The following is a 26,953-nucleotide window of genomic DNA, read 5'->3' as shown; positions in this document are numbered from 1 at the left end:
AATTCCTCAACCATGCTATTTGACGTTTTCGCACACACTTTCATCCTGTCATTAGTAAACCAAACTACTTGGGTTTGTCGATATGAGTTGCGCTTTTCGTAGAAGATCGTGTATAGGTTACGCCGTTGCACCGAATAACGAACAGACGCACCACACGAGAGACCATGCGAATCGAGAAGCCACTTTGGCACGAGGGCCTCATCCTGACGCAGCAGCATTTTCAGCAGCAGGACAGATGGGCTGAATTTGCGCTACGTCAACACGCATCTGCGGCGATTGCAGAACCTTGGGGAACGCTCGCCGTAGAGGTCGACGAAGAAGCGCTGGCCACCGGCCGTCTGAAACTCACCTGCCTGAGGCTATGCTTTCCGGACGGCACCCCGATCGATACGACCATCGCCGATGCGCTCCCCTCTGCTCGTGACTTGGCGCAAGGCGTGCCGGCGGACGTTCAGAGCGTCGTCGTGGTCGCAGCACTGGCGCTATCAGACGCGAACGGCAACAACTGCCGTTTCGACGAGACCCCGCTTGCCCGCCCGCGGCGCTCATATCGCGAATTCGTGAAGGCCACGGACCTGAACGGAACCGGCGAGACCGAAATCGCCGCGGAACGACATGCGGTGCGGCTCTTGTTTGACTTCGAGTCGCATGCCGACGACACGGTCTGCGCGATCGCGCGACTCACGCGTGGATCGAGCGGCCAGTTTCAGGTCGACCGTCGGTTCGTGCCGCCCTGCCTCACGCTCGGCAGCCATCCACTCCACCTCGAACGGATCAATCGCTTGGCGGAGATCCTGCACGCCAAGAGCCTCGCGCTCGGTGCGCGCCGTAGCGAGCGAATCGAGCAGGTCGCTGAATACGGTGTGGCGGACGTGCAGCTCTTCTGGCTGCTTCACTGCATCCACGCGGCGTGGCCGCAGCTGCGGCTGTACTCCACGCACCCGAGCCGGACTCCGGAGCATCTGTACGCCACGCTGGCTCAACTGGCCAGCGCGTTGATGACCTTCTCGACGGGCGCACAGTTGACGGACATTCCAGCATACGACCACGTGCGAGCCGATGAGGTGTTCGTAAAGCTCGAGTCGACGATTCGCGAGCTGCTCGACGCCATCATTCCCTCGCGGGTCGTATCGATTGGCCTCACGCGCAAAGGGCCGACCACCTGGAGCGGCCAGTTCCTCGACGAGCGGATCGTTGCGGATACCGCCGACTGGTACCTGTCCGTCAACGCGCCGATGCCGGCGTTCGAGCTTGTCGAACAGTTTCCGCGGTTGTGCAAGATCGGGGCACCTGACGACGTCGAGCACATCATCAATTCGGCACTGCTCGGCATTCCGCTCAAGGCTGTTCAGCGGGTGCCCGCCGCGATCCCGGTGCGTCTGGACAACCACTACTTCGCGCTGGACTCGTGCAGCACCGTACACACGAAGATGCTCGCCGCGCGAGCCTGCCAGGTCTACCTGCCCGCGTCGGTACCGGACGCTTCGCTCGAACTCTACGCGGTGCTGCGCTCATGAATGCCCTGAATCCCCACCGAAACGAGACCGCCCTGCTGCAGAGTGCGGCAGGCGCCGGCGGCCCGCCTGTCGACGGGATTCGCGATCTGCTGCGCGACACGGCGCTGCTTGTGACGACACTCGCCTCGGGCGGGCAGACGCCGGACCCGGTAGCGTTGCGCGGGCGGTGCAAGCAGCTTGTCGAACAGTTCGCGAGCGACTTGGAGCGACGAGGCTTTGCTGGCGATGTACGCAACGACGCACTGGTCGCACAGTGCGGGCTGCTTGACGAAGCAGCACTGCGGCATTTGCCGAGCGACTCCCGGTCCGGATGGGAGAACAAGCCCCTGCAGGTCGAGCAGTTCAACCTGCACGAAGCGGGCGAGCGTGTGTTCGACAGTCTCGACGCGCGCATGCGCGAGCCGTCGCCTTCAGTCGCCCTGCTCGAATGCTACGCGGCGATCCTCGGGATGGGATTTGTTGGCCGGTACGCCCGCGAGGGCGAAGCGAAACGCGCTGCGTTGATTGCGTCACTCAACGCTAAACTGGAAACGCTGCGTTCGACCTCGGATCGACCTTTCATCGCGGATCGTGCCGGACGGCGGTTTTCCGACTGGTTTTACCGGCTTTCCCCATGGGCAATCGCCGGACTCGCCTGCGTTGGCGCAGCGATTGTATGGGGCATCTGGTCCACGGCGCTCGACGTGCAGCTCGCGCATCTTGTGACGACAAAGGCCGCTCGCCCGTGAAATTCGACCTGCCTGTTCTCTCCGCTCCATCGATGCGGACGTCTGATCGCGGTCACGAAGGCCTCGGCTATCCGTCCCGGATTATCGTCGCATTCGCGGCGACGCTGGCGCTCGCGGTGATCTGGCTGGTTTTACCGCTGGGCCCAGGCGTCATCTGGACACTAACGGTAATCATCGTTCTCATTGCGCTTGCGCTGATGGGATGGCGCACTCACCGGCTTTCCGGTGCGCGCGAGCAGAGCGCAAACGTACTTGCCGCGCTGGGTGCCGCGACGGCAGACATTCCGATGAACCTGCGCGTGCGTATGCCGCTTGTGCTGGTGACCGGTGATGGTCTGCCCGCGCTGTTCGACCGGATTGGCGAAACCCGTCACGCGCACGTTGGCGAGGGCGGCATCTGGCTACGCGCCGATCGCCCGCAGGATCTGCCACGCCTGGCCGTGGCGGTCAGGCAGTGGCGTGACGGAAGGGCCCCGGATGGTGTTGTGTTGTCGGTTGCCCCGGCGCTGCACACGGGAACGGACGTACTGACGCAAAAGCTGCGCGTCGTTCGGCAAGCGGTCGCTGATGCCACCCGAATGCTGGGCACGCGCCTACCGGGATACGTGGCGGTCTACCAGCGGCTCACGTCCGGACAGCTCGGACTCGCGACGCCGGAGTGGTACGGCGTTTCCTCGGCCACCCACCTGACGGGCGTCGATCGTCTCGAACCGGTGATCCGGGCAGCGGAAGACATGGCCCCGCGCGCGCCAGACGATCGCGAGGCCGCGACGCGTGCAGCCGCCCTTGCGTCGATCATGGGGTGGACGCAGCGTGTCGTGCTCGGCGCGCTCGCGGACCGACAACTGCCGGCGGCGCCGTGGGCGTTGTTCGGCGCCGGCTGGATCGACTTCGGACCCGCAACCGGACCGAATGGCCCATGGGAGCGCGACGTCGAACTGCAGACTCGCGTGAGACGTTCGGCCTCCGTAGCCTCGCCGACGCCGTGGCCGTTCCCGCAGCCGCTGATTGAGGCGATGCCCCGACGATACTGGATGTCGCCGCGCATGGCAGCCCTGGCACACACGCTCGCCCTGCTCGCCTGCGCAGCCGCCGTCGTCTTTTGGGGCGCAGCCAAGAACAACGAGACGCTGATGACGCGAATAGGCGCCGATCTCGGCCGCTATTCGATGATCCCGGCCCATCACGATGCTGCGAAACGCGATGCGCTGCAGGCATTGGTGGCCGACCGTGACCAGCTCGACCTGTATGCGCGTACGGGCATCCCGTTGCGTCTTTCGTTCGGCATGTATCGAGGCGCGCAGCTGGTGCCGGCGCTGAACGATGCGATCGCATCGTACGTGCCGCCTTCGCCGCCCCCCGCCGTTGTTACCCTCGACAGCATGTCGCTGTTCGACAGCGGCCGCGCGCAGCTGAAGCCCGGATCGAACCGCGCGATGGTCGGCGCGCTCGAGATGATCAGGTCCCATCCCGACAAGCGAATTCTCGTTGCCGGGTACACCGACAACGTGGGCAATTCAGACAGCAACATGAAGCTCTCGACGGCACGCGCGGAGGCCGTGCGCGACTGGCTGATCGACGCCTCGGGCATTCCGGCGACGCAGTTTGCGATCCAGGGCTACGGCATGACGCGGCCGGTCGCGAACAATAACTTGCCGGACGGCCGTGCCAGGAACCGCCGCGTGGAAATTACCTTGGTCCCGGACCTCCCCGCCCATCAGGGCGTGGCCAAGTAAAGATCAGTCTTTGGCCCCTGAAGCATTCCGCTTTGGGATTCTTAAGCTCGGGGGCTGCTCCGGGCTATCTCAGTAGTACGTAATAAAGGAGTGAAGCAATGGCGATTCCGGCCTATATGTGGCTCAAGGACGATGGCGGCGCCGACATCAAGGGTTCGGTGACGGTTCAGGGCCGTGAAGGCAGCGTCGAGCTCGTCGCGTTCGATCACGGCGTGCACATCCCGACCGACGGCAACACCGGCAAGCTGACGGGCACGCGTGTCCACAAGCCGATCACGCTAACGAAGGAAACGGACGCGTCGACGCCGTATCTGTACAAGGCGGTAACGAGCGGTCAGACGCTCAAGTCGGTCGAGATCAAGTGGTACAAGATCGACGACGCGGGCAAGGAGAAGGAGTACTTCAACACGAAGCTCGACAACGTGAAGATCGTCGCTGTGAATCCGGTGATGTACGACATCAAGAACCCGGACTACGAGAAGCACAACCACCTCGAGAACGTCGAGCTGCGCTACGAGACGATCACGTGGTCGTACAAGGACGGCAACATCATCCACAAGGACACCTGGAACGAACGTTCCTGATCCCTATCGTATGGTCGGAACCGCCGGTCCCTCCAGTGGTTCCTTTGCCAGCCTGACCGATTCTGGCTGGCCTTTTTCTACTCGGGAGCGAGCCGCGCCGATGATTGCGGCCCGCTCCTTTCTGTACCCAGGCATCTACATGACTCCGCGCGACGCTACTCACCTGCTCCGTCGGCTGAATCCGCACTGCGCCAAGGCGCTCGAAGCGGCCGTGAGCCTCTGCCAAACGCGTCTCGCGGACGAAATCACGGTCGAACACTGGCTGCTCAAGCTAATCGAGGCGGGCGACGGCGACATTCCGGCGATAGTGCTGCACTACGGGATCAGCATCGACACCGTCTGGGATGCGCTGATCGCCGCGATCGAGCACCTTCCCCGCAACCTGCGTGGCAAGCCCGCCCTCTCCCCGCAACTGGCGACCATGCTGCAGGATGCGTGGATGCACGCATCGTCGAAGGCGGATGATGCACCCATCCGGTCTGGCAACCTGCTGCAAGCGATTGTCGACACGCCCCATGTGCTGCGCGCACGGAACGCCTGGCCGCTGCTGTCCGTCAGCAGCGCTCAGGTCCAGCGGCTCCTGCCTCGCCTGGCCCATCGATCGTGCGAGAGCCGGTCCGGCGAAGGCAGCGAAGCCGGAACGGATGACAATGCGACGGCCCCGGCCGGAGACAACACCCAAGAGGCGGCCGCACGCGTTGCAACAACGACGTCTGCGCCCCTGCGAACCGCCGAAGGCGGCGCTCTCGCCCGCTTTGCGATCGATCTGACCGACAAGGCCCGCCGCGGCGACATCGACCCTGTATTTGGCCGCGATCGCGAGATCCAGCAGATGGTCGATGTGCTCGCGCGCCGGCGCAAGAACAATCCGATCCTCGTTGGTGAACCGGGCGTCGGCAAGACCGCGCTCGTCGAAGGTCTCGCGCTGCGCGTCGCCGAGGGGAGTGTGCCCAACGTCATTCGTGACGTACGCATTCTCACGCTCGATCTCGGTCTTCTGCAGGCCGGTGCAGGTGTGAAGGGCGAATTCGAGCAGCGCCTCAAGAACGTGATCGACGAAGTGCAGGCCTCCCCCATGCCGATCCTTCTTTTCGTCGACGAAGCCCATACGCTGATCGGTGCCGGCAATTCCGCCGGCGGCGCTGACGCCGCCAACCTGCTCAAACCCGCGCTCGCGCGCGGCGAACTGCGCACGATCGCGGCAACAACGTGGTCGGAGTATAAGGAATTCTTTGAGCGCGACGCCGCGCTCGAGCGCCGCTTCCAGATCATCAAGGTCGACGAGCCCGACGACGACACGGCCTGCCTGATGCTGCGGGGCCTGAAGAGTCGCTATGCGACGTACCACAACGTGCACATCCTTGACGAGGCGCTCGTCGCGGCCGTCAAGCTTTCGCGCCGCTACATCCCGGCCCGGCAACTCCCGGACAAGGCGGTCGACCTGATCGATACGGCCGCCGCGCGCGTGCGCATGGGCCTGGAATCGCCGCCCGCAGAACTGCAGCGTGCACGCGCCGCAGTCTCCGCGCTTGAACTGGAACAGGCGACGCTCGACGCGGACGCACAGGCAGGCATCGACGATGTCGCGGCCCGGCGCGTGGCGCTGGAAAGCGCGTTGACCGATGCTCGCGACGACCTGACAGACTTGCAGGCCCGCTATGTCAGCGAACTCGAACTGGTCCGTATCGTCCACCAGCATCGGGCCAAAATCAGTGAAGGCAGCTCGACGCCCGACCGCGACCCGCTCGACGACGCAAAACACCGGCTTGCCGATCGGCAAGGCAAGACGCCGTTGGTCTTCGTGGACGTCGGCGCATCGGCGATCGCACGCGTCGTCGCGGAATGGACGGGTGTACCGGTCGGCAACCTGATGGAGGACGAACTGCAGAGCCTGCTGACCCTTGAACAGCAGTTGGCCAAGCGCGTGGTCGCGCAGGACGACGCGCTGGCTGCGCTCGCGGAGAGCCTGCGCACCGCGAAGGTGGGTCTCAAAAATGAACATGCGCCACTCGGCGTATTTCTGCTCGCGGGAACATCGGGCGTCGGCAAGACCGAAACGGCGCTGGCCCTGGCCGACTTGCTGTTCGGCGGGGAGGCGGCGCTCACGACGATCAACATGTCGGAATATCAGGAGTCGCACACGGTCTCGCAGCTGAAGGGCTCCCCGCCCGGCTACATCGGCTACGGCCGCGGTGGCATCCTGACCGAAGCCGTACGGCAGCGTCCGTACAGCGTCGTGCTGCTCGACGAGGTCGAGAAGGCCCACCGGGACGTACTGGACATGTTCTATCAGGTGTTCGACCGCGGCATGATGCGCGACGGCGAAGGGCGAGAAATCGACTTTCGCAACTGCGTGATCTTGATGACCTCCAATCTCGGCAGTGCCCAGATCGACGAGGTTACAGCCGACAATCCGGACATCGCGCAGGCTGCGCTGCTCGAAGCCATCCATCCGCAGTTGGTGGCGCACTTCCAGCCCGCCCTGCTGGCCCGCTTCCAGTCACTCGTCTATCGGCCGCTCGACGCCACCGCGCTCGCGTCGATCGTGCGGCTCAAGTTAGCTAAGGTCGCCGATCGCCTGCACCGGCAGCACGACGTCGAGCTGGCGTGCGACGAGTCGCTGATCACAGCGATGGCGGAGCTTTGCCTTGTGCGCGAGTCTGGCGCGCGCAACGTCGATGCGTTCCTCAATCAGCGCATCCTGCCCACCGTATCCCGTGAGTTGCTCGTGCGCATGGCGGCCGGCGCCCCGCCCGCGAAGATCGTGTTGTCGAGCTCGGCCGAGGGCAACCTGACATTCGATTTCGTCGATCGGGATGACGTCGCGGCAGGCACGGCGGCTCCCGCCATCGTCGCAGCGTAACAGACAGAGGCGATTATGCAGGCGGGCCCCTCCCTCTATGACATGCTGCTCGGCCAGATCGGTGGTGAGCGGCTCGACGCCTATGACGATCGAACGCTTGAGTGCATGAGCGTGCAGCAGAACGTGCAGCGCATCCTGAACACACGCGCTGGGGCACTTAAGCACCTCCCCGACTATGGCCTGCCGGACCTGACGAACATCTATAAGGCGCTGCCCGCGTCAGCCCACATGCTCAAGCAGCAGATGGAGGCGACCCTCTTGAAATATGAGCCGCGAATCCGCTCAATCGACGTCGACATCCTCGACAACGACGATCCCGGTGTGCTGGTGAGTTTCGAGATGACGTGCCATCTGAAGAAGGCCGGACTTGTGCGGTTTGGCACGTACTTCGAGCCGCCTGGCCGTATGTGGGTGAAACGCCGAATTCCGGAGCGCAGCTAATTTGGCGACCGTGCGTGTGGACCGATGTGGACCGCCATTCCGCGCGGAGTCGCCGCACGAATCCGGCCGGATTTTTGATTATCGACACGCGATACAATCCGACATCTTCTGTTGTCTCCAAGGTCACACCGGTCCCATGTCGCGTAGTTCCGCCCGTCCGTCGCACCGAAAACCGCGGACGCGCGACATGCTGCTGCCATTTCCCATCTCGAAAGTTCGCGCGCTATCACTCGAGAACCGCCTTGCTCCCGCGGCGATGCGAACGGGAAGTGGCAACGTCGACCAGATGAGCTGTCTGCTCAAGGTTGTCTACCTCGCCTGGTTTCTGCTCGATGATCCGGCCACAGCGCGACTACAGGCTTTCCAGGACGCCGAAGCCGCACTTGAGCGAAGCACGGCACGTCCCGAGCGCAAAGAAGGATGGCCCCTACCCGAAGAAGGCTGCGCGGCGATCGAGCAGATTCTGGTACAGCACGACTACCAACTTGCATCGTTGCCCTCCCACCACTACATGTCCGCTTGGGTAAGACTGACGCAGTTCATCGCGAGCCCCAAGCAATCGCCATTACCATTAGCCCCCAGCCATGTCCCACCCGCGTATCAGGACTCCCAGTGAGAACCCTTCTCCGGTGCGCACGCGAGTCATGCACCCGATGCGACGCACCAAGCATCGGTCTCAGAACAAGGTCGCGTGGAGCGCAGTCACGTCGTTGGCCGATCGATTGCGAGTACGCTTCCGCGCATAATTCCGCGCCTTACCCGACCGGCTGCACAGCGCCAAACGGTCCCGAGCAAGCCGTTGGTCGAGGTCAGATAGTTTAGCTGGCACGGATGCTACCAGCCTGCGTCAACTTCCAGTAGATGGGCCTGACGGCAGTTCCGTAGCAAACCCTCTTCGACTTTGTTCAAGGCCTTCAACCCCGTGTCACAACCGTCGGTGGGCTTCTTTACAAGCATTCCGCGGGCAAGCAGTCAGCAGTTCACTGATTTAAATGAATCTCATTCCGGACCTCAAAGCAAAGCTATTCTGGCTCGAGGGGGACCTACCGGAAAAATGCCCGCGGAACAAAGGCACCCCTTGCCGGTCGCCGATAGTGAATCGGCGGCCATGCCGGTGGCGGCAAGTTGCGCCGCACGTAACCAGACTCGGGATCGGTCCACTGCGATTGATCGAGCAACGACGAATGTGGCGCGCGACCCTGGTGGGAATGTCCATGTCATCCAGCAAACTGGATCAACGAATCGGCCTTGTCAACGCGGGGTGATGGCCGGACCCACAGTGCCGAAGCCATCGCATGATGCCGGTGAGCAAAAGACGAGCGACGGTGCGACGTCTTGAATTCCGAGTCTTATTCGACGGCAACGTACGCGGCAGATCCACGCTCGGTCGCGCGATCCGCGAAGTAACCAACCAGGAATTGCCCGCGGCGGAGCAACGCAGCCGCCTGCACGGCGGACGGCGAACCGCACAGGTCATGCTTGACCGCGACGGCCAGCGCATGTCGTACCACCCGCATATCGCCGCCGTTCTTCGCTCGACGGAGGACGATGGCGAGCAACAATGGCGAGACCCGATCCTGTTCATCCGGCGTGAGCGTGTCGAACTGCCGTCGCCAGCCAAGGGTTTCGGCGGTGTCGTCGACGAGATCGATCAGAGCGGCCGCCGCACCCCGACAACGCCGATCCGCGTACACGGAATCGGGTAACGTGCCGCCGCGTCGCAAAGCCAACGCGCACAGGAATCCCATCACATAGTTTGCGTGATACGACGTCACGAGCGCATATTGCCGCTGCTCGTCACCCGTCAGCTTGTCGTATTCGGCCGCAACGAAGTTATAGCCGGGCAGAAACCCCCGTTCGTCCGCCACCGCGGTGAGCCGCCGAAACGCGAATACGGCCGTGGGGCTCCACGGCAGACCGAGCATGGGCCATGTCAACAGCACCTCCGCCGCGAGATCCAGGTCATCGGTGTCGAGCGCGAACGCAAGCGCGGTCTCGGCATCGAGGACAATCGCGGACAACTTGCGGGGCAGCCTCGGGCGGCGATCACCAAAATCCGTTGCGTACATCAGCGCATGCGTGAACGCATAAACGTCGAGCCGGCTCGAACCGAACGCGTCGAGCGTCCGGCCCAGCATCGATTGAACGAGAATCGATCGCTCGCCGCGATCGGGCCGATGCGCGCCGCCCCACAGGCGGGCAAGCCACTGCTGTTCCAGCTGCCGATGCGGCAGCCGTTCCGGGCCCACCGCCGCGCCGCCGGCGTGGCACAGCGAAAGCAGATGGTCGAGCTTCGCATCCGGGTAGCCCAGACGGCCGAGAATGATGTGCGCGACCGCATGCTCCAGCGCCCGCCCCGGATCGACGCATAGCGCGCTCGCCACCTGCTCGCTCCTCGCGAAGCGATGGATCGGGCCGATGACGGCGTCGATGCATTCCGATATTCGCCGATCGTGATTTGCCGCCCCTTTCGCGCATAAAACGAGCATCGCGGATTCCGCGACGATCTTGTCGCGGTAGGTTGCCTGAAAACCACGCATACCCGGATCGTCGCCGCGCGAGGGCCGTGCGTCATCGATCGACGCAAGCATCCGCGCCGCAATGTGCAGGGCATCGAGGACTCGCCCGACCAGGTCGGGCGAGCGAGCGTGCTCTCGCATCGTTCAGGTTTTCACTTCCCGCTCGGCTACGCGCTCGATGATTTGCTGTTGATACGGTTCGGGCGGGATGCAGAAATCGATCAGCCGCCAGTTGATGACCAGCCCGATCGCGTCGCCGGTGGCGGCCGCTCGAGGGCCGAACTTGGCAATGATGGTTCCCAGCGCTTCGAAGTCGACTGCATTGCTTTCGTTGAGCGCACGGACGACTTCCGCCTGCAGCTCGGTTCGCTTCGTCATATCGCCTCCAATGGTTGCTGATGGCCGATCCCGCGGCGGCAAGAATGCCGAATCAAAAGTCGCGTGGACAGGGAATACCAGCCGTTAGAAATGTCTGCAGAGGGTGCGTTTTTTCTTCCGCGATGCCGCAAGCTTCATTGCATGGAATTTCCCACGGAATTATTCACTCGACCTGTTCTGATCGTTCTGGTCGACGTCTTATCGACAGAGCAGACGGAATTAAAAATAGGCGATCCCTCAACGAATGCAAGCCGATTCGAACACGGCAATCGGCCTGGCCGAGATCAACCATTTGGAAACGATATTTCAGTAAACCCTTGGCTAAAACACGCCGGGAATTCGCATGCGGCTATCAAGCCGGCTCATGAAAGCACGAGCACCTTCCTCTGGCTCGGCGACGTGCCCGCGCCGCTGGCATTGCCGGTATTCTGCAGCGTCGGGTCGGTCATCCGGGTGACCGGGCTGCCGGACAGCATCACCTTGGCCGAGCCCTGCGGATTGCGGGACATCCCCTCTACCGTTCCCGACACGATACCGCCCATCGCCCCGCCCGCGTCGCCGCTCGACGACGGAGTGACCGTCGCGGCATTGTGAGCGGGGCCGCCGCCCACCATCACGTTCGGCACGTTCGGCACCGCGCCGGCACGCTGCACCACGTTCTGATACCCGACAGTCACGCCCGCCGGCGGCGTCAGGTTGACGCTCGTCGCCATGTTCTTGCCGTCCGCACTCGAATTCACAAACATGAATACATCCTCCTAACCGAGATGGATCTGTCCGGCATCGATCTTCGAAAGCTGCGCGGACGTGATCAACGTGGTGTTCGCATGCAGCCGCATGGTCCCGGTCGCCGCATGATCGACATGCGACGCGCGCAGGTGCTCGACGGATTCCACCGTGCGGAAGCTGCTGCGGCAGGACTGGACGACGCGGTCCATCACCATCTCGAGGATCTTGCCGATCAGCCGAACCTTGCCGACCCTGCCGTGGAATTCCGCGCTCGTCATCGTCGCCCGCTCGGACGACAACGACGCCTCCTGCGCCGACATCGCGAGCCGCGCCGTCTTGATCGACACGTGCTCGCCGCTTCGCAGCAGGAGCGCGTCGCGGCTCTTCACGCAGACGTCCCGCGTCGACTCCAGCACGAGATCGCCGTCGACGACGATGTGCACGCCGTCCGCGTCCGGACGCTCGAGGATCGCGGTCACGTACGTCGGATGCGCGCCTCGCTCGTCCGCTCGCGAAATCGCGACGCGATCGCCGGGCCGGGGTTCGACAAGGCAACTGAATGCGCGCCGGCAATGCAGCTTTGCGCCGCTGCATGCCGCGACGAACGTTCCGTCGGGCAACACGTCGACGATCGTGGCCACCGTTTCCGGCGTCGCGGGCGAAACGCCGGCGGGCCGCTCTGCGACTGTTGAATGCATCTTCTCTCCTCGATTCAAGACGGGTCGAACAAGTAAGTCCTACCGATCGTCGCGCTCGCTGCGTTCATCCCGGCGCCGGGACCACGCCTGCGCGTCGGCCAATTCCTGATTGCGCTCGATCGCGCCCGGATGCGCGCGCCACGCGATATCGGGCGAAATCGCCCCATGAAAACCGGTCCGTGCAAAGCACGCGTCGTCGAATTCGGCCCCGGTCAGGTTCGCATACGAGAAATCCGAACCCTCGAGGCTCGTCCGCGAAAAGCGCGTGCCATGGCATTGCGCGTGCTGAAGCACGGCCCGGTCCAGTTTCGACCCGCTGAAATCGACGTGCCGGAGATCCGCCTGAACCCAGATGCTGTCGCTCAACGCCGCGTCGCGGCAGGCCGCGCCCTGTCCGTCGGCCTCGTAGAAAATGCTGAACGGCGCATCGACGCCGTCGAGCCGCGCCCCCGACAACTTCGCGCCGTGGAAATTGCAGTACGCGAGGTTGGCAGCGGTGAAATCGGCATCGCGCAGATCCGCGCGGACGAACTGGCAGCGATGCATCCGCTGGCCGCGCATCTGCTGGCCGACCAGACTGGATTCGGCGAAGACCGAATCGTGGAAAATCGCATCGGCCAGCCGCAATTGCGTCAGGTCGAGCTGGTAGAAAACCGCCTTGCGGACCTCGGCCCGCGTGAAATCGGCGCCCGCGAGCCGCGTCTCGCAGAACACGGCCGCTTCGATCCGCCCGTCATGAAACCGACAATCGCTCAGGTCGCTCTTGATGCAGCTGAAGCCGTCCGCCTGTGCGCCGCTGAAATCCGTGCCGGCGGCCTGCGTCGCATTCATCACGCAGCCGTTCAGATTGCCTTGCGCGACGCAGACGTCGTCGAGGCTGCATTGCTCGAAAACGCAGTTCGACAAGTCCGCCTGCGTCAGGTCGACGCGTTGAAAGCGGCATTCGTTGAACACGGCGTCGCCGAACCGCGCGCGCGTCATGCCGGCGTTGACGAAGCTGACGCGCTCGAACACGCCTCCGGAAAAGTCCAGCGCGTCGTAGCGCGCCGAATCGATCACGATATCCCGGATGACCTGCCCCTGACGGATCGCTTCATGCAATTGTGCTGCGCTCGTTCTCATTTGCGTTTCTCCGCCAATGGATACCGCATGGCCTTGTCGAGGTAAGCATCGTCCCAGCGCGTATCGTCGTCGGCCAGGATCTGCGCGAGGTTCGCGCGAAACAGGTTGGCCCGGCGCAGATCGGCGCCGTCCAGCGTCGAGCGCCGCATGAATGCGCCGATGAGGTCGGTGTCGCGAAGGTCGGCTTGCGTGAAATCGGTTCGCACGAGATTGCTCCCTTCGACTTTCGCGCCGCGAAGTCGGGCGGCGCTCAGGCGTGCATCGGTAAAGTCGCAGTTGGTGATGTGCGCGCCGCCGAAATCCGCGCCGCCGAGATTCGTTTCGCGGAAATTGACTTCATTCAGCATCGCGCACGAGAAATCGGCACCGCCCAGGTCGCAGTGCCGGATGAAGCAGGCCTTGGCCACGCTCGCGCGATCGAAGCGAAGCTGCCCGTTCGCTTGCGTGTCGACGATCCCGAATCCTTCGATATCGGCGGCCGAGAACCGGACGTTGACGATCGAACAGTTCATCAGCAGCATCTTGCGGATCGTCGCGCCCGAGAAATCCACGTCGTCGAAAGACTGCTCGATGAAAATCAGGTTGCGCAGCGTCGCGTGACTGAAATCGACGGCATGGAAACGGCATTCGCTGAATCGCGTGTTGTCCAGCACGCCGCCGTTCAATCTGCAATAGCGCCACTGAACGCGCTCGACGATGCAATCGCTCAGGTTGGCCCCGGCGAAATCCGTGTGGTCGCAAGCCGCTAGAGACAGGTTTGCGCCGGAAAGGTCCGCATTGCGGAGCATCGTCCGGTTCAGGTTGGCGCGCACCAGCACGGCATGGTTCAAAGCCGCGCCGGTCAGGTCGGCGTCGCTCAGATCGGCGTTTTCGAGCATCGCGCCGGAAAGCCTTGCGCCGCGCAAGCTCATCCCGGACAGATCCACGCCGGTGAGGTCGGCGCCCTCCAGCGATTGTCCTGCGGAGACCGCCGAGGCGACGCGTTCGCGATGCGATCGCGACGCGGCCGTGCTCAGCCGATCCGGCGCCTCCTGATGATGCGCTGACTGCAGGTACAGCTTGCGCAGGCTCGCATCCGCGTCGTGCTGCATGTGCTGCATGCGTGAGCGGCCGGTCGGTCCGGCTCCGTCATCCGGCGCGGCAATGCGTTCCGGCGGACCGCGCCGCGCCGCCTTGGCGATTGCTTCGTTCGTCGAAGCTTCTTCGCGCAATTTTTCCAGACGGGCGCGCTGCGCTTCAGCCTCCGCCTCTTGACGCTCGACGAACTCGACCAGTTGGTCAGGACGCGGTTCGTCGATCTGGCGGGCGTCCGGCAAAGCGCTCAACCTGTCCTTCAGGATCTGCTGCCTCACGCTTTGCGACGCCGCGCCAGACATCCCCGGGAAACCGGGCGACAGATAGCGCTCGGGCAGCAAGTCCTGATCGCGCAGCGCATAGAGCGCGGCCTTCTCGTGCCGGGTTCGCCAGTCGATCACCTGGCGATACCAGTCGGCCGGCCTCGGCTGCCCGCTCGCATCCGCGCCGAACAGCAGCGCGTCCACGTCGCTCGCGTCGAACTCCCGGACCGTCGTGACGCCGTGGTAGATCATCAGCACGCGTTCGCGGTGCGGAATGAACCATGCGGTCGTCAGGCGCATCGGGATTTCCTCGGGCGTGTCGCTGCCCGCGCGCACGATGAACGACCGCGCGCGCAGCGCCGGCAGGCGTCCGGTCAGCAACGCGTGGTCGGGATGCAGGTGCATCAGTTCGTAGGCCGCGCCGTCAGGCCATTCGTCCTGTTCGATCCATTGCTGATCGGCCGGCGCGATGTTGAAGTAGCGCGGGTCGAGCGAGCACGGAAAGCCCGGGAAGTCTTCCTCCAGCCATCGGCGGTCGTATTCGCCTTGCAGGCTCGCGCGCTGCGGCCACGCGGCGTCGATCGGGCAGAAGCCTGCCGGCACGGGGCGCTGGTCACGGAAGCGCATCGGGTCGTGCGGAGATTCGATGTTCGGCAGAAGGTGCACGGCGTCATCAGGCATCGCGATGCCACGACCGCGCGGATTGTCGGCGCAGCCCGCGCCGCCGTAGGCGAGATCCCAATCGAGCTTCAGGCGCTCGAACGGCTCCGGTGCGGTGATGTGCGGGCCGTCCCATCGACGATCGCCGGATACTCGCAGTCGCTTCTCGATGCCGTTGAAATGAACGCCAACCTCGCAGGTCCCGCCGCCGTTGCCGTACGCGTAGCCGGACACGAGAAATTCCGGATGCGCTTTCGGCAACGCCATGTCGAGCGTGTAATCGCCGAGTTCCTCGCCGGCCAGACTCCAGAGTTCCGTGTCCATCAGCAATTGCGGAGCATCGCCCAATGTCGCGACCATCAGCGCCGCGATGCCGAGATGCTCTTCGCCGCGCATCCGGTAGAGGCGTGTCAGCGGGCTTAGCCTAAGTGGTTTGATGATTTTCATTCGACATACTGATGTTTTTTTGAAAGTCCGGTCAAAACTTTATATCCAGTCCCCCGATGCTCTTGGTCGTGAGGTTCGATCTGGACACCGATATTCCCGTCACGTCGATGCTCACGCCAGTCGTCGAGATACTCGCCCCGGTTGCCGAGATGCCGCAACCCTTCGTGTCGACACCCGTTCCCGTATGACTCGTGCCGAATCCGGTGAAACTCTCGGACGCGCCGGTCAACGAAACGCTGTTCGACTTCATCGAGAAATCCGTTCCATTGACTTCCGACCGTGCATCGCCACTGGTGACCGTCACGGTATGGCCGACGTTCACCCCCTTCGTATCGCCGAACACCACGGACGTGGACGCCCCCTGTACGGTACTCACCGAAGCCGTCGCAAAAGGGCTCGTGAGGATGCTGACGATTTCCTGAAGCGTCTTCGCGACGTTCGCGGCGAGCGCCTGAGGCGCGCCCGTCAATTGAAACTGACGCTGCTGCTTCAGAGGCTGATATTGCTGCTGCCGCTGTTGCTGCTGCAAAGCAAGCTGCTGCCCCGCCGACGCGCCGCGCGCCGCGCCCCCTCTCCGCAGCACGTCGACCAGCCGATCCAGCGGCGAGCGCGTGGACGACACCGGCATCAAATCCAGTCCCACCATCGTCAGATGCTTGCGCCCGACCGCCTTCGTCGCATCCCTTTCCACCGACACGTCGTAATTGCGCTGCGCATGCAGCTTGACCTGCTCTTCACCGGGCTTGTCCTCGAAGCGCAGCATGTTCGCCTGCTCGCCGCTGCCGGCGGGCGTGCGGCTCAGCATCCCGCTCTGCGTCGCATGGTCCGGCAGCGGCCACGGCGGCATGTGCAGCGCGTTGAACACCTGTCCGGTCACGATCGGCCGGTCCGGGTCGCCGTTCTCGAAATCGACGATCACCTCCGAGCCGACGCGCGGGATATGGATGCCGCCGAAGCTGTTCCCCGCCCATGCATACGACACCCGCACCCAGCACGACGAATTCTGGTCGCGCACCGGCGAGCGGTCCCAGTGGAACTTCAGCTTCACGCGCCCGTACTGGTCGGTCCAGATGTCCTGCCCTTGCGGCCCGGTCACGACCGCCGTCTGCGGCCCGCGCGTGCGCGGCCGCGGCACCGTGCGCGGCGGCCGGAACACCGTGGTCGCTGGCTGCACGACGAACGACGTGCCGATCCGGAATTCGCCCGGACCGGTCGCTCCGACCGTTTCCACGGCTTCGAACGACGCGCCGAGCACCAGGTACTCCCGGTTCGCGTCGTCGTGCGGATAGCCCTCCAGCGTGAACGTCGTGCCGCACACGACGTCGCGCACGTTGCCGCCGCCCGACGCGCGCTCCCCTTGCGCGCGCACTTCCTCCATCCGCACCCGCGCGAAATGCTCGCCGTGCACCGGGTCCGCATAGTCGCCCGGCCATTCGTAGCGTTCGAGCCCGTTGTGCGCGGTGTCCTGCGGCAGCGCGTTCTCGACGCCGAGCCGCGCGTTCGGCTTCTCGAAATCGAAGTCGTTCGTGGTCCAGCGGCCGGACTGGATGCGCTCCGTCGTGTTGAACGCGTCGACGTGCTCCATGTCGATCTTGTGCCCCGGCGGGTAGTACCGCAGCGTGCGGTACGCGGCGCTGTCGACCGGCTTGTGCGCGCCCAGGTGATCGACGAGCACCATCCGGTGCACCTTGTTCGAATGCTCGAAGAACCAGTAGATGCCGTGCTCCTGCATCAATCGCTGGATGAACGCGAAATCCGTCTCGCCGTACTGCACCTGGTAGACGAGCTTCGGATACCGGCCGCTCAGCCGCTTGTCATAGGAATACGAATACGTCTTCAGCACGTCGTCGATGATCTCGTCGACGGTCTTGTTCTGGAAGATCCGGTAGTCCGAGCGCTGGTCGGCAAGGTAGATCCACGGCTGCATCGTCAGGCGGTAACGGCACTGCCGGTTCAGCTGCCCTGCGAAGCTCGCGCCGGTCACGATGCCGCTGATCTCGCGCTTGCCCTGCCCGATATGGGCGGCGCCGGAGACGCCCGGCATCCCGGGCACGAACGAGCCCATCCCGTCGAGCTGCACGGTCACGGTCAACGCCTTGCCGATCATCGCCTTCAGGTCGAGGTTGGCGGCCTGCTCTTCCGGCATCGCCAGGTCCGGCGGCGTCAGGCAGTCGAGCGTGTACGCGTAGATCTCCGACAACGCTTCATTGCCGTGGATCGCGCTCAACTGCAGCGCGGGTTCGCCGACGGGCGTCGTCGGCAGCGCGGGGCCGCCGACCATCACGGTGCGTGCGGCAGGAACATTCGGCATGACGGAATCCCTCCAGAAACGGTATCAAGCGGTGACGCGCGCCGAAGTGCGCGCGGCGTGTCCCGGTGCTGTCACGGCGCGTCGCCGGCCCATAGCGACAGCAGCTCGGCCGGAATCGCATGCACCACTTCCGCGTAGCGCTTCCCGACCAGATGCTCTGCACGCCTGAGCAGCACCGGAACCGGGCTGCTCGGCTCGTGCTGCTCGAACCACAGGCGCGCGTCGCGGATCAATTCGGCTGCGGCGACCCGATCCGGCGGCGTCCCGCGCACGCTGGGGCGCACGGCATCCGCCACGCCTTCGGCGGGCGCCGGCCACGCTTCGTCCGGCTGCGCGCCGCCGGCGTCCTGCATCGGCAGCGCGTCGTCGGGTGCCGCCTCCAGCGCCGCGTCCGCCGCGCGCGCCTGCCGTCCCGCGACGAGCCGCAGCAGCGCATCTAGCGCCGACAGGTCGGGTGCATACGCGTCGAGGTGGTCGCGACTCCATGCGTCGATCGCGGCGACGCTCGCGAGCGCATCGTCGAAGCCCGCCAGCGCGGCCGGCTGCTGCGCGCGCAATTCGTCGAGCTGGCGCAGCACCGACTCCGGCGCCAGCGCATCGGCCGCGCGCGGCTGCGCGAACGCGCGTTCGACGTCGCGCATCTGCAGGCGGATCGCGGTCGACCGGGCCAGCGTGATCTCGCGCAAGTCCGCGAGCAGGCCGTCGGGGTCGGTCAGCGCCTGCAGCGCGTTCATCCGGATCTCCAGCGCCGCGTCGCGATCGGCGTCGACGCCGGGCTGCGGGTGAATGCCGTCCGCAAACGCGGCCAGCCAGCCGGCCAGCAGGCCGGTGCCTTCCGCGAGGCCCGCCGCGCCGCCGAGCCGGGTGCGGCAGCGGGTGAACAGGATCGCGAGGCGCATGTCCTTGCTGCGCATCATCAGCCGCCGGCAGTCGCGCTCGACGTCGTTCCAGTTCACCGGTTCCGGCGAGCCGACGAAGTCGCCGTACTGGGCTTCCGCGCGCGGCGCGACCTTCGCCGCCAGCACGACGAACTCGGGATCGTATTCAAGGTCCGCGCCGCAAGGGGCCGCGGGATCGACCGGCGCCATCCAGTCGTGCGTATTCGGCGTGCGCGCGGCGGCGGACCGGCCGGCGTGGGTTCGGTGGTGGCTCATCGTTTGCATTCCTGCGCAGTGGAATCGGGCGGGCCGCCGTGGCGGGCGAACTGGTCGACATAGCGCTCGGGCTCGAAGCGCATGCCCGTCACGGGCTCGCCGGAGGGCGAGCGCCCGAGCCATCCGGACCAGCCGAGCTGCTGCGGCCCGCCGATCACGGCCGGCGGCGCGCCGTTCGGCCGGATGCGCAGCTCCAGCTCCCATTCGAATTCGTAGCCGACGAACGCCCGCACCCATTCGACGAGTTGCGGGAGATCCTCGCCCTGCGGCGTGAAGCGCAGGTAATCGGCGATGTCGAGCGGCCCGACGACGAGGCGGAACTTGTGCTGACGGTCCGGCACGAGCTCGCCGAGCAGCGCGCCTTCGGCCATCGTCGACGCGCTGCCCGGCCTGCCCAGATGGCTGTGCTCGAGCGGGTCCACCGCGATCCAGTGCAGCACGTTCTCGTCGAGCGCGACCGGCACGCCGAAGTAGCGCTCGAGCGTCATGCGCAGGCCGTCCGGATTGCGCGCCTCGCGCACCAGGTGCGGCGACGCCGACAGCCGCGCATGCGCGGGCAGCGGACGGCGGCCGATCTCGCCGGCGTCCTGGCCGGTGAGGCACGCGACGTAGAACGAGAACCGTTCGTCGCCGGGCCGGTCGAGGCCGGCCGCCGCCTGCGCCGATGCCCACGCGCGGTACAGCAGCGTCAGGTAGCGGTGGTGGAAGATGTCGAGGAAATTGCCGAGCGTCGGATCGCGGCGGCTCTCCTCGCGATCGCGCGCGATCTCCGTCACGTGGATCGGCAACGGCCCGTTCGGCCCGAGCATGCCGAGGCCGAACAGGCGCACCCGGATTCGCCCGCCCGCATCGCCGACGCTCGCGATCTCGCGCGGCGAGAACGCGAGGCTCGGCTGCTGGCCGAGCCGGAACGGCTCCGCCCGCGGGCGCTTCGCGGTGCCGACCGGATCGATGCGCGGGTCCGCGCCGATGCGCCGCAGCAGCGACAGGAAGCCGTAGCGCCACGGCTCGGCCAGCAGGCGCGCGCGCAACTGCGGCGACAGCGCAGCTTCGGGCACGGCGGGCACGGCAGGCACGTCGGTCTCGGGCGTCGCGCGCATCGTCATGCCCCTCCCCGCGCGCCCATGCGCACCGGCCAGCGGGCGATGCGGCCGCGCTGCACCGAGTGCAGCTCGGTCTGCGTGAAGACGTTGATCGATACGTGCCGCGCCAGATAGTGTTCGAGCACCACGCCGAACAGGTAGGGGCTCACGCCGGAAAACCCCGGCTCGTCGACGGTCAGCGCGCATTCGATCCCGCGCCCGAACACGAGCGGCCCCGCGCCGGGCAGCTTGCGGGTGACCGGCCGCGTCTTCACGCCGATCAGGCTCTCGATCTGCCGGCGGTTGTCGGCCTCGTCGCCGGCCACGAACAGCCGCAGCAGGTCGCGCAGGCCCTGGCCGCCGGGCCGGTGGTCGAGTTCCTCGAGCGGCAGGTAGTTGAAGTTGAGCTGGCGGATCAGCCGCCACGCCATCTCGCGCTCCGCGAACGGCGGCTTCGGCACGCTCGGCGCGCGGATCAGCCCGACGCTTTCGAGCGGCGCGGATTCGGCCACCGTCAGGTCGTTCACGCCGTCGCGCGGCACGAGGCTCGGCAGGTCGCGGTTCGTCACCAGCGCGTCGACCGACAGGTAGCGGATGTCCTCGCCATACGGCGCTTCGTTCTGGTCGACGAGCGACACGAACATCTCGGTGCCGACGTAGGGCGTGCGCGTGCCGTAGCGGCGCGCCGAATCCGATGCGAGCCGGCTTTCGCGGCGCGTCGAGAAATAGCGGCCGTGGTTGCGCTCGTCGTCGTTCAGCGTCTGGTACAGCGGCCGGAACTCGAGCTCGGCCGAGGTCGCCGCGACCTGCCCGTACATCGCCTCGACCGAATACACCTCGTAGTCGAGCGGCGCGAGCCGCGCCGGCACCAGATGGAATTCGGTCTGCCCGGACGACAGCTCGATGCGGTCCAGGTGGCGCGGAAACAGGTTGATCACCGGCGTGCAGAACAGCGCGAAGCGCGATGCATCGACGACGTTCGCGAGCCGCTCGGGCGGCTGGCCGAGCAGCACGACGATCTCGACTTCCGGCCCGCTCACGCGGCGCAGGCCCTCCTCGAGCCCCGTCAGCGCGAAGAAATAGAACCGCGCCGGGCACGCGAAGTACTCGTGCAGCAGGTTGTGCCCGTGAAACTTCGACCACGTGAGCGGCAGCAGGCCCTGGTCGGCGCCGAGCCCTTCGTGGACGACCGCATCGGCCGTCACCGCGGCAAGCGGGCGGCCCGGCGTCGCGAATTCGCCCGGTGCGCCGATGATCGTCGCGATGCCGCCCGCGTGCAGCAGCTCGAACAGGTGCGACGCGACCTGGTCGTCGCCCGCCAGGTACAGCGGCAGGCGGTCGAGGCCCTTCAGGTCGGCGATGCGGACGTTGCCGGTCGTGCGCAGCCGCAGCCGCAGCGCGCCGCGTACCTGCGTGCCGGCCGGCACGTAGCGGTCGAGCGCCGGGATGTCGGGCGGAATCCCGGTCAGCCGCGCGTCGGCGATTTCCAGCGGATAGAGCACCACGTCCTGGCTGCTGCGGAACTGGCAGGCGGTCTTCTCGCCGGCCGGCACGCGCGCGGCGAACGCGGTGCCGCGCGCGATCCGGAAGCCGTCCGCGAGATTGCCTTCGGTGCGGCTCGGATACAGGCGCGCGACCGCCATCGACGGCGTGGGCGCGACGTAGTTCGGATAGAGCACTTCGAGCAGCCGGCCCGTGAAGCGCGGAAACTCCGCGTCGAGCTTGATCTGCATGCGCGCGGCCATGAAGCAGAACGACTCGATCAGCCGCTCGACATACGGGTCGGCCACTTCGCCGGCCTGCATGCCGAGCCGCCGCGCGATCTTCGGGTGCGCGTGCGCGAACTCGGTCGCGAGCTCGCGCATATAGATCAGTTCCTGGTTGTAGTAGTCGAGCAGTCGCGGATCCACTGGATAGCCTCGTTGGTCGTCCGGTTGGTCGTTCCGTTGATCGGGTCGCGCGTCAACGCGCGCGCATGCCGGTAATGCTCACCTGGCTCGTTTCCAGGTCGAGCGCGCTCTGCACCATGAACTCGATCGGATACGCGTCCATGCGGATCATCCCGCGCACCTCGAACGCCAGCACGTTGGCGCGCTGGCCGGCCTCGACGTCCCGCGACGGCGCGACGACGAGCGTCTCCGGTATCAGCCGCGGCTCGAAGTCGAGAATCACGCGGCGGATCACCCGCTCGATCTCGGCCCATTTGCGCGACGCCATGAACGCGCCGGCGAGCGGCGGCATCCCGAAGTTGACGGTCGAGGCCGCCGCTTCGGGATAGCGCTCGCGGTCGATGTGCGCGTCGATGTTCATCGCGTTGAGCAGGAACGCGAGATCGCGCTGGACGATGCCGCGCATCTGCATGCGCGTCACCGCGTATTCGCCGGGCGCCTCCGTCTGGCGGCGCGGCGCGTCGTCGCGCAGGCGGTCGAGCAGCGTCGGCAGCAGGTACGCGTTCGCGCGGCGCGGCGGCGCGACGCCGTCGCTGCCCGGGCGCGCATCGGGGCCGCCGCGCGGCGCGCGCTTGCCGTTCTCGTATGTGTTCATCGGCGTCTCCCGTGCATGCCGGTCTTCATCGCGCGTCGCGGGCCGGGGCCGGCGCGGAGGCCGGCAGCGGGCTGTCGATCGCGAGCGTCTGGTGTTCCTGCCGCGTGAGCGCCGGCGGCAGGCCGCCCTGCCGGCGCGCGGCCGTCGCGTGGTACTCGGCCGGCGCGAACAGCCGCAGGATCTCCGGAACCGGCTCGGTGGCGGCCGGATCGGGCCCGTCGCCCGGCGTCAGCGGGCCGAACGCGTCGTCGAGCACGCGCGCGCCCGACAGCAGCCCGGCGATCGAGTCCGTTGCGTCGACGCCCTCGCGCGCGTCCGCCCGCAGCTCGGGCAGCGGCCGGTGCTCCACCGTCATCTGCGCGGCCCAGCCGGCCGACAGCGACGCCTGCGGATTCTCGAGCGCGCCGCAGTATTGTTCGTACAACGAATGCATCAGGTCCCGGGCCGGCATCGGGCCGCCGGCCGCCGGTGCGTCCGCGATCGCGTCGTCGGCCTGGCGGGAGGCGAGCGCATCGGCGGTGATCACCGCGTCGATCAGGTCGAGCACCGCGTCGGCGTCGCGCGGCATCGCGTCCGGCGCCGGCGCGTCTTCGTCGCCGGCAGCTTCCGCCCATGCACCGACGCGATACGGCCGTGGCTCGGTGTAGTGCCAATCCGGCTCGATGCGGCGAGCCGTTTTAAATGCGCGCATGCCTGCCTCCTCATACGCAATCGATCAAGGACGATTACTTCAATCCAGCGTTCGCATATTTATCGATTCGAATTCTTAAAATATGCACCCGAACAACCCAATCAACCAAAAATCCCGATTTGGCAATTTTCAATATTTAACATTCTGACGTATTGCCTCCCAAAACCCGTCGATTCATTTAACGGAGTTTTGCAAATCAGCACCACGCGAATCCCGCCGCTTCATGTTCCGAAACAGTCGATCCGGACATTGCACACTTCGCGTTGCTCCGCTGCCGCGCCCATCCGGCCTGCCCTTGCGTCGTACTCGAGCGCAAGCCGGGGTTCCTGAAAGCAGATCATATCGACTGAATTTCGGATGCATCGCCGTCCCGAATGAAAATGAGACATATAAACGTGCCGTGCGAGACAAATTGCCCGACACCCATTTTCGCGATACCACGCCTAATTCAACAAAAACTCAAATGAGACACGTGAGCGCATCATGCGAGACAAATTGCTTGTCGCCCTTATTTCAGACGATTGATTTCGCATTCCGTCGCCAGATAGCATGTGTCAACGGATTCACGCAGCACATCACCCGCATATTCCGGCGACAAGCAAAATCCGGAATCAACCCACGCAAGGATCTGCTCATGGCGATTTCGCGTCTGGCGCTGTTCGGCAAGCTGGGGGGGACGCTCTTCAAGGGCGTCGAATCGGCGACGGCATTCTGCAAGCTGCGCGGCAACCCCTACGTCGAGCTGGTTCACTGGCTGCACCAGTTGCTGCAGCTGACCGACTCGGACCTGCACCGCATCGTCCGGCACGCCGGCATCGACCGCGACGCGCTGGACCGCGACGTGGCCCGGGCGCTCGCGGCATTGCCGGCCGGCGCAAGCTCGATCAGCGACCTGTCGCATCACATCGAAGCGGCGATCGAACGCGCGTGGGTGCTGGCGACGCTGCGCTTCGGCGACCGGCGCATCCGCGGCGCGTGGCTCGTCGCGGCGCTCGTGAGCACGCCGGACCTGCGGCGCGTGCTGCTGTCCATTTCGCCGTCATTCGACAGGATTCCTCTGGATCAGCTCGACGCGCTGCTGCCCGCGTGGATCGAAGGATCACCGGAAGCGGCCGACGCGCCGCACGACAACAGCGATTTCGCCGCCGCGGTGCCCGGCGAGGCATCCCAGGCAATGCCGGCCGCCGCGAAGGGCTCCGCGCTCGAACAGTACTGCACCGACCTGACCGCCCGCGCGCGCGACGGCGAGATCGACCCGGTGATCGGCCGCGAGCTGGAAATCCGCACGATGATCGACGTGCTGCTGCGGCGCCGGCAGAACAACCCGCTGCTCACCGGCGAAGCGGGCGTGGGCAAGACGGCCGTCGTCGAAGGGCTCGCGCTTGCGATCGCGCAGGGCGACGTGCCGCCCAGGCTCGCCGACGTGCGGCTGATGAGCCTCGACGTCGGCGCGCTGCTCGCCGGCGCGAGCATGAAGGGCGAATTCGAGGCGCGCCTGAAAGGCACGCTCGAGGCCGCCGCGAAATCCGCCGCGCCGGTCATCCTGTTCGTCGACGAGATCCACACGCTGATCGGCGCCGGCGGCCAGGCCGGCACCGGCGACGCGGCGAACCTGCTGAAGCCGGCGCTGGCGCGCGGCACGATCCGCACGATCGGCGCGACCACGTGGTCCGAGTACAAGCGGCACATCGAGAAGGACCCCGCGCTGACCCGCCGCTTCCAGGTGCTGCAGGTGCCGGAGCCGGAGGAGCCCGCCGCGATCCACATGGTGCGCGGCGTCGCGCAGACGTTCTCGCGGCATCACGGCGTCGTGGTGCGCGACGAGGCGATCCGCGCGGCGGTGACGCTGTCGCATCGCTACATCCCGTCGCGCCAGTTGCCGGACAAGGCGATCAGCCTGCTCGACACCGCCTGCGCGCGCGTCGCGCTGTCGCAGCAGGCCGCGCCGCGCGAGCTGCAGGACGTCCGCCAGCGCCTGCAGGCCGCGCACGCCGAACTCGCGCTGCTCGCGCAGGAAGCGCGCATCGGCCTCGCGGCCGACCAGGCGCTCGCCGCCGCCCGCGAGCGGATCGCCGCGCTGTCGGCCGAGGAGGCGGCGGTCGAGACGCGCTGGAACGCGCAGGCCGACGCCGCGCAGGCGCTGCTCGCCGCGCGCGAGGCCGCGCTGTCCGACGCGCCCGAACAACCTACCGATGCAGGTGAAGCCGCATTCACCGTGTCGACCGATGCGCTGCGCGAACTCGAGCGCGCGCTCGCCGCGTCACAGGGCGATGCGCCGCTCGTGTTCCCGGAAGTGAACGAGGCGATCGTCGCGGAGATCGTCGCCGACTGGACCGGCATCCCGGTCGGCCGGATGATGACCGACGAGATCGCGGCGGTGCGCGCGCTGCCCGCCACGCTCGGCGCGCGCGTGATCGGCCAGCCCGATGCGCTGCGCCAGATCGGCGAGCGCGTGCAGACCGCGCGCGCGGGGCTCGCCGATCCGAAGAAGCCGCTCGGCGTGTTCCTGCTGGCCGGGCCGTCCGGCGTCGGCAAGACCGAGACGGCGCTCGCGCTCGCCGAGGCGCTGTACGGCGGCGAACAGAACCTGATCACGATCAACATGAGCGAGTATCAGGAAGCGCACACCGTGTCCGGCCTGAAAGGCGCACCGCCCGGCTACGTCGGCTACGGCGAGGGCGGCGTGCTGACCGAGGCCGTGCGGCGCCGTCCGTACTCGGTGGTGCTGCTCGACGAGATCGAGAAGGCCCACCGCGACGTGCACGAGATGTTCTTCCAGGTGTTCGACAAGGGCTACATGGAAGACGGCGACGGCCGCTACATCGATTTCCGCAACACGACGATCCTGCTGACGAGCAACGTCGGCGCGGAACTGAGCGCGAGCCTGTGCGCCGACCCCGCGCGCGCGCCGGACGCCACTGACCTGCGCGACGCGCTCGCCCCCGAGCTCCTGAAGGTGTTCCCCGCCGCGTTCCTCGGGCGCGTCACCGTCGTCCCTTACCGGCCGCTCGAACCCGCCGCGCTCGCGCGCATCGTGCGCCTGCACCTGGAGCGCGTCGTGCGGCGCATGGCCGACAGCCACCGGATCGCGCTCGCCTATGAAGACGCGGTCGTCGACTACATCGTCGGGCGCTGCCTGGTGCAGGAAACCGGCGCGCGGCTGCTGATCGGCTTCATCGAGCAGCACGTGCTGCCGCGCCTCTCCGCGCTGTGGCTCGATGCGTACGGCGCGCAGCACGCGCTCGCGCGCATCGACGTCGGCGTCGCGGACCCGGCCGCGCCGGCCCCGGACGCGCTCGCGTTCCGCGCCGGCCGCGCCGGCCGCGCAGGCGATGCAGTTGATGCAGTTGACGCCACGTCCGCGGCGGCGCCTCTTTTCGTCCGGCAGGTCGACTGATCCTGCCCCCTTCCC

General features: G+C 66.1%; 20 protein-coding genes. 8 read left to right on the top strand and 12 right to left on the bottom strand.

The features are described from left to right. The first annotated feature begins 164 nt into the window (after window positions 1-164). The 7 genes from tssK (at window position 165) to HWX31_RS09170 (ending at window position 8,485) form a co-directional block, all read left to right on the top strand. Entirely contained in the window at window positions 165-1,517 is a 1,353-nt protein-coding gene (gene tssK / locus HWX31_RS09200; RefSeq protein ID WP_174958650.1) for a type VI secretion system baseplate subunit TssK, read from the top strand. Beyond that, window positions 1,514-2,245, top strand: a complete 732-nt coding sequence (locus HWX31_RS09195) for a DotU family type IV/VI secretion system protein (protein WP_174958647.1) — start codon at window positions 1,514-1,516, stop codon at window positions 2,243-2,245. The genes tssK and HWX31_RS09195 overlap by 4 nt, the downstream gene beginning before the upstream one ends. Further along, a complete protein-coding gene (locus HWX31_RS09190; protein ID WP_244143695.1) occupies window positions 2,242-3,981 on the top strand; it encodes an OmpA family protein in 1,740 nt (579 codons plus the stop codon). Before HWX31_RS09195 ends, HWX31_RS09190 begins: the two co-directional genes overlap by 4 nt. A 98-nt stretch (window positions 3,982-4,079) precedes the next feature. Further along, window positions 4,080-4,565, top strand: coding sequence for an Hcp family type VI secretion system effector (locus HWX31_RS09185; protein ID WP_040140390.1), 486 nt, complete (start codon window positions 4,080-4,082; stop codon window positions 4,563-4,565). Window positions 4,566-4,704: 139 nt separating this feature from the next. Further along, window positions 4,705-7,428: a type VI secretion system ATPase TssH gene (gene tssH, locus HWX31_RS09180; RefSeq protein ID WP_174958642.1), complete on the top strand. Its 2,724-nt coding sequence runs from the start codon at window positions 4,705-4,707 to the stop codon at window positions 7,426-7,428. A gap of 15 nt (window positions 7,429-7,443) precedes the next feature. Next, a complete protein-coding gene (tssE, locus tag HWX31_RS09175; RefSeq protein WP_174958640.1) occupies window positions 7,444-7,869 on the top strand; it encodes a type VI secretion system baseplate subunit TssE in 426 nt (141 codons plus the stop codon). Window positions 7,870-8,056: 187 nt separating this feature from the next. Further along, entirely contained in the window at window positions 8,057-8,485 is a 429-nt protein-coding gene (locus HWX31_RS09170) for a hypothetical protein (RefSeq protein WP_244143694.1), read from the top strand. A 733-nt stretch (window positions 8,486-9,218) separates the two neighbouring features. Here HWX31_RS09170 and HWX31_RS09165 read toward each other — a convergent pair. From HWX31_RS09165 to HWX31_RS09110, 12 genes are all read right to left on the bottom strand, one after another. Further along, entirely contained in the window at window positions 9,219-10,529 is a 1,311-nt protein-coding gene (locus tag HWX31_RS09165) for a DUF6895 family protein (RefSeq protein ID WP_174958636.1), read from the bottom strand. A gap of 3 nt (window positions 10,530-10,532) precedes the next feature. Then, window positions 10,533-10,766 (bottom strand): hypothetical protein, encoded by a 234-nt coding sequence (locus HWX31_RS09160; RefSeq protein ID WP_174958634.1) that lies wholly within the window; start codon window positions 10,764-10,766, stop codon window positions 10,533-10,535. A gap of 362 nt (window positions 10,767-11,128) precedes the next feature. Continuing rightward, window positions 11,129-11,512: a DUF4150 domain-containing protein gene (locus HWX31_RS09155; RefSeq protein ID WP_174958631.1), complete on the bottom strand. Its 384-nt coding sequence runs from the start codon at window positions 11,510-11,512 to the stop codon at window positions 11,129-11,131. Window positions 11,513-11,524: 12 nt separating this feature from the next. Next, complete coding sequence (locus HWX31_RS09150) at window positions 11,525-12,193, bottom strand: DUF3540 domain-containing protein (RefSeq protein WP_244143693.1); 669 nt, start codon at window positions 12,191-12,193, stop codon at window positions 11,525-11,527. 39 nt (window positions 12,194-12,232) lie between these two features. Then, entirely contained in the window at window positions 12,233-13,315 is a 1,083-nt protein-coding gene (locus tag HWX31_RS09145; RefSeq protein WP_174958628.1) for a pentapeptide repeat-containing protein, read from the bottom strand. Beyond that, complete coding sequence (locus HWX31_RS09140; protein WP_174958625.1) at window positions 13,312-15,759, bottom strand: DUF2169 family type VI secretion system accessory protein; 2,448 nt, start codon at window positions 15,757-15,759, stop codon at window positions 13,312-13,314. The genes HWX31_RS09145 and HWX31_RS09140 overlap by 4 nt, the downstream gene beginning before the upstream one ends. 31 nt (window positions 15,760-15,790) lie before the next feature. Then, the gene (locus HWX31_RS09135) at window positions 15,791-18,070 is read right to left on the bottom strand and encodes a type VI secretion system Vgr family protein (protein WP_174958623.1); all 2,280 of its coding nucleotides are present in this window, start codon (window positions 18,068-18,070) and stop codon (window positions 15,791-15,793) included. Window positions 18,071-18,141: 71 nt separating this feature from the next. Then, window positions 18,142-19,158, bottom strand: a complete 1,017-nt coding sequence (locus HWX31_RS09130; RefSeq protein WP_174959036.1) for a type VI secretion system protein TssA — start codon at window positions 19,156-19,158, stop codon at window positions 18,142-18,144. A 62-nt stretch (window positions 19,159-19,220) separates the two neighbouring features. After that, the gene (gene tssG, locus HWX31_RS09125; protein ID WP_174959033.1) at window positions 19,221-20,324 is read right to left on the bottom strand and encodes a type VI secretion system baseplate subunit TssG; all 1,104 of its coding nucleotides are present in this window, start codon (window positions 20,322-20,324) and stop codon (window positions 19,221-19,223) included. A gap of 2 nt (window positions 20,325-20,326) precedes the next feature. Next, window positions 20,327-22,216, bottom strand: coding sequence for a type VI secretion system baseplate subunit TssF (tssF, locus tag HWX31_RS09120; RefSeq protein WP_059632081.1), 1,890 nt, complete (start codon window positions 22,214-22,216; stop codon window positions 20,327-20,329). Window positions 22,217-22,268: 52 nt separating this feature from the next. Next, complete coding sequence (tssE, locus tag HWX31_RS09115; protein ID WP_174958621.1) at window positions 22,269-22,850, bottom strand: type VI secretion system baseplate subunit TssE; 582 nt, start codon at window positions 22,848-22,850, stop codon at window positions 22,269-22,271. 25 nt (window positions 22,851-22,875) lie between these two features. Then, window positions 22,876-23,541 carry a TagK domain-containing protein gene (locus tag HWX31_RS09110; RefSeq protein WP_174958618.1) on the bottom strand — a complete coding sequence of 222 codons (666 nt, stop codon included), beginning with the start codon at window positions 23,539-23,541 and terminating at the stop codon, window positions 22,876-22,878. Between the two features lie 634 nt (window positions 23,542-24,175). Between HWX31_RS09110 and tssH (HWX31_RS09105) the strand changes: the two genes are divergently transcribed. Next, window positions 24,176-26,938, top strand: coding sequence for a type VI secretion system ATPase TssH (gene tssH / locus HWX31_RS09105; protein WP_174958615.1), 2,763 nt, complete (start codon window positions 24,176-24,178; stop codon window positions 26,936-26,938). The last annotated feature ends 15 nt before the right edge of the window (window positions 26,939-26,953 follow it).

The sequence above is a fragment of the Burkholderia ubonensis genome, from assembly GCF_902833085.1.
Classification (GTDB): Bacteria; Pseudomonadota; Gammaproteobacteria; order Burkholderiales; family Burkholderiaceae; genus Burkholderia; species Burkholderia ubonensis.
This window is presented reverse-complemented; position numbering and strand designations above follow the sequence as displayed.

Bases quoted from the DNA above. Each gene is read 5' to 3' on its own strand.
- tssK (WP_174958650.1), top strand. From the start codon at position 165: ATGCGAATCGAGAAGCCACTTTGGCACGAGGGCCTCATCCTGACGCAG.
- HWX31_RS09195 (WP_174958647.1), top strand. From the start codon at position 1,514: ATGAATGCCCTGAATCCCCACCGAAACGAGACCGCCCTGCTGCAGAGT.
- HWX31_RS09185 (WP_040140390.1), top strand. From the start codon at position 4,080: ATGGCGATTCCGGCCTATATGTGGCTCAAGGACGATGGCGGCGCCGAC.
- tssH (WP_174958642.1), top strand. From the start codon at position 4,705: ATGACTCCGCGCGACGCTACTCACCTGCTCCGTCGGCTGAATCCGCAC.
- tssE (WP_174958640.1), top strand. From the start codon at position 7,444: ATGCAGGCGGGCCCCTCCCTCTATGACATGCTGCTCGGCCAGATCGGT.
- HWX31_RS09170 (WP_244143694.1), top strand. From the start codon at position 8,057: ATGCTGCTGCCATTTCCCATCTCGAAAGTTCGCGCGCTATCACTCGAG.
- HWX31_RS09165 (WP_174958636.1), bottom strand. From the start codon at position 10,529: ATGCGAGAGCACGCTCGCTCGCCCGACCTGGTCGGGCGAGTCCTCGAT.
- HWX31_RS09160 (WP_174958634.1), bottom strand. From the start codon at position 10,766: ATGACGAAGCGAACCGAGCTGCAGGCGGAAGTCGTCCGTGCGCTCAAC.
- HWX31_RS09155 (WP_174958631.1), bottom strand. From the start codon at position 11,512: ATGTTTGTGAATTCGAGTGCGGACGGCAAGAACATGGCGACGAGCGTC.
- HWX31_RS09150 (WP_244143693.1), bottom strand. From the start codon at position 12,193: ATGCATTCAACAGTCGCAGAGCGGCCCGCCGGCGTTTCGCCCGCGACG.
- HWX31_RS09145 (WP_174958628.1), bottom strand. From the start codon at position 13,315: ATGAGAACGAGCGCAGCACAATTGCATGAAGCGATCCGTCAGGGGCAG.
- HWX31_RS09140 (WP_174958625.1), bottom strand. From the start codon at position 15,759: ATGAAAATCATCAAACCACTTAGGCTAAGCCCGCTGACACGCCTCTAC.
- HWX31_RS09135 (WP_174958623.1), bottom strand. From the start codon at position 18,070: ATGCCGAATGTTCCTGCCGCACGCACCGTGATGGTCGGCGGCCCCGCG.
- HWX31_RS09130 (WP_174959036.1), bottom strand. From the start codon at position 19,158: ATGGCGCCGGTCGATCCCGCGGCCCCTTGCGGCGCGGACCTTGAATAC.
- tssG (WP_174959033.1), bottom strand. From the start codon at position 20,324: ATGCGCGCGACGCCCGAGACCGACGTGCCTGCCGTGCCCGCCGTGCCC.
- tssE (WP_174958621.1), bottom strand. From the start codon at position 22,850: ATGAACACATACGAGAACGGCAAGCGCGCGCCGCGCGGCGGCCCCGAT.
- HWX31_RS09110 (WP_174958618.1), bottom strand. From the start codon at position 23,541: ATGCGCGCATTTAAAACGGCTCGCCGCATCGAGCCGGATTGGCACTAC.
- tssH (WP_174958615.1), top strand. From the start codon at position 24,176: ATGGCGATTTCGCGTCTGGCGCTGTTCGGCAAGCTGGGGGGGACGCTC.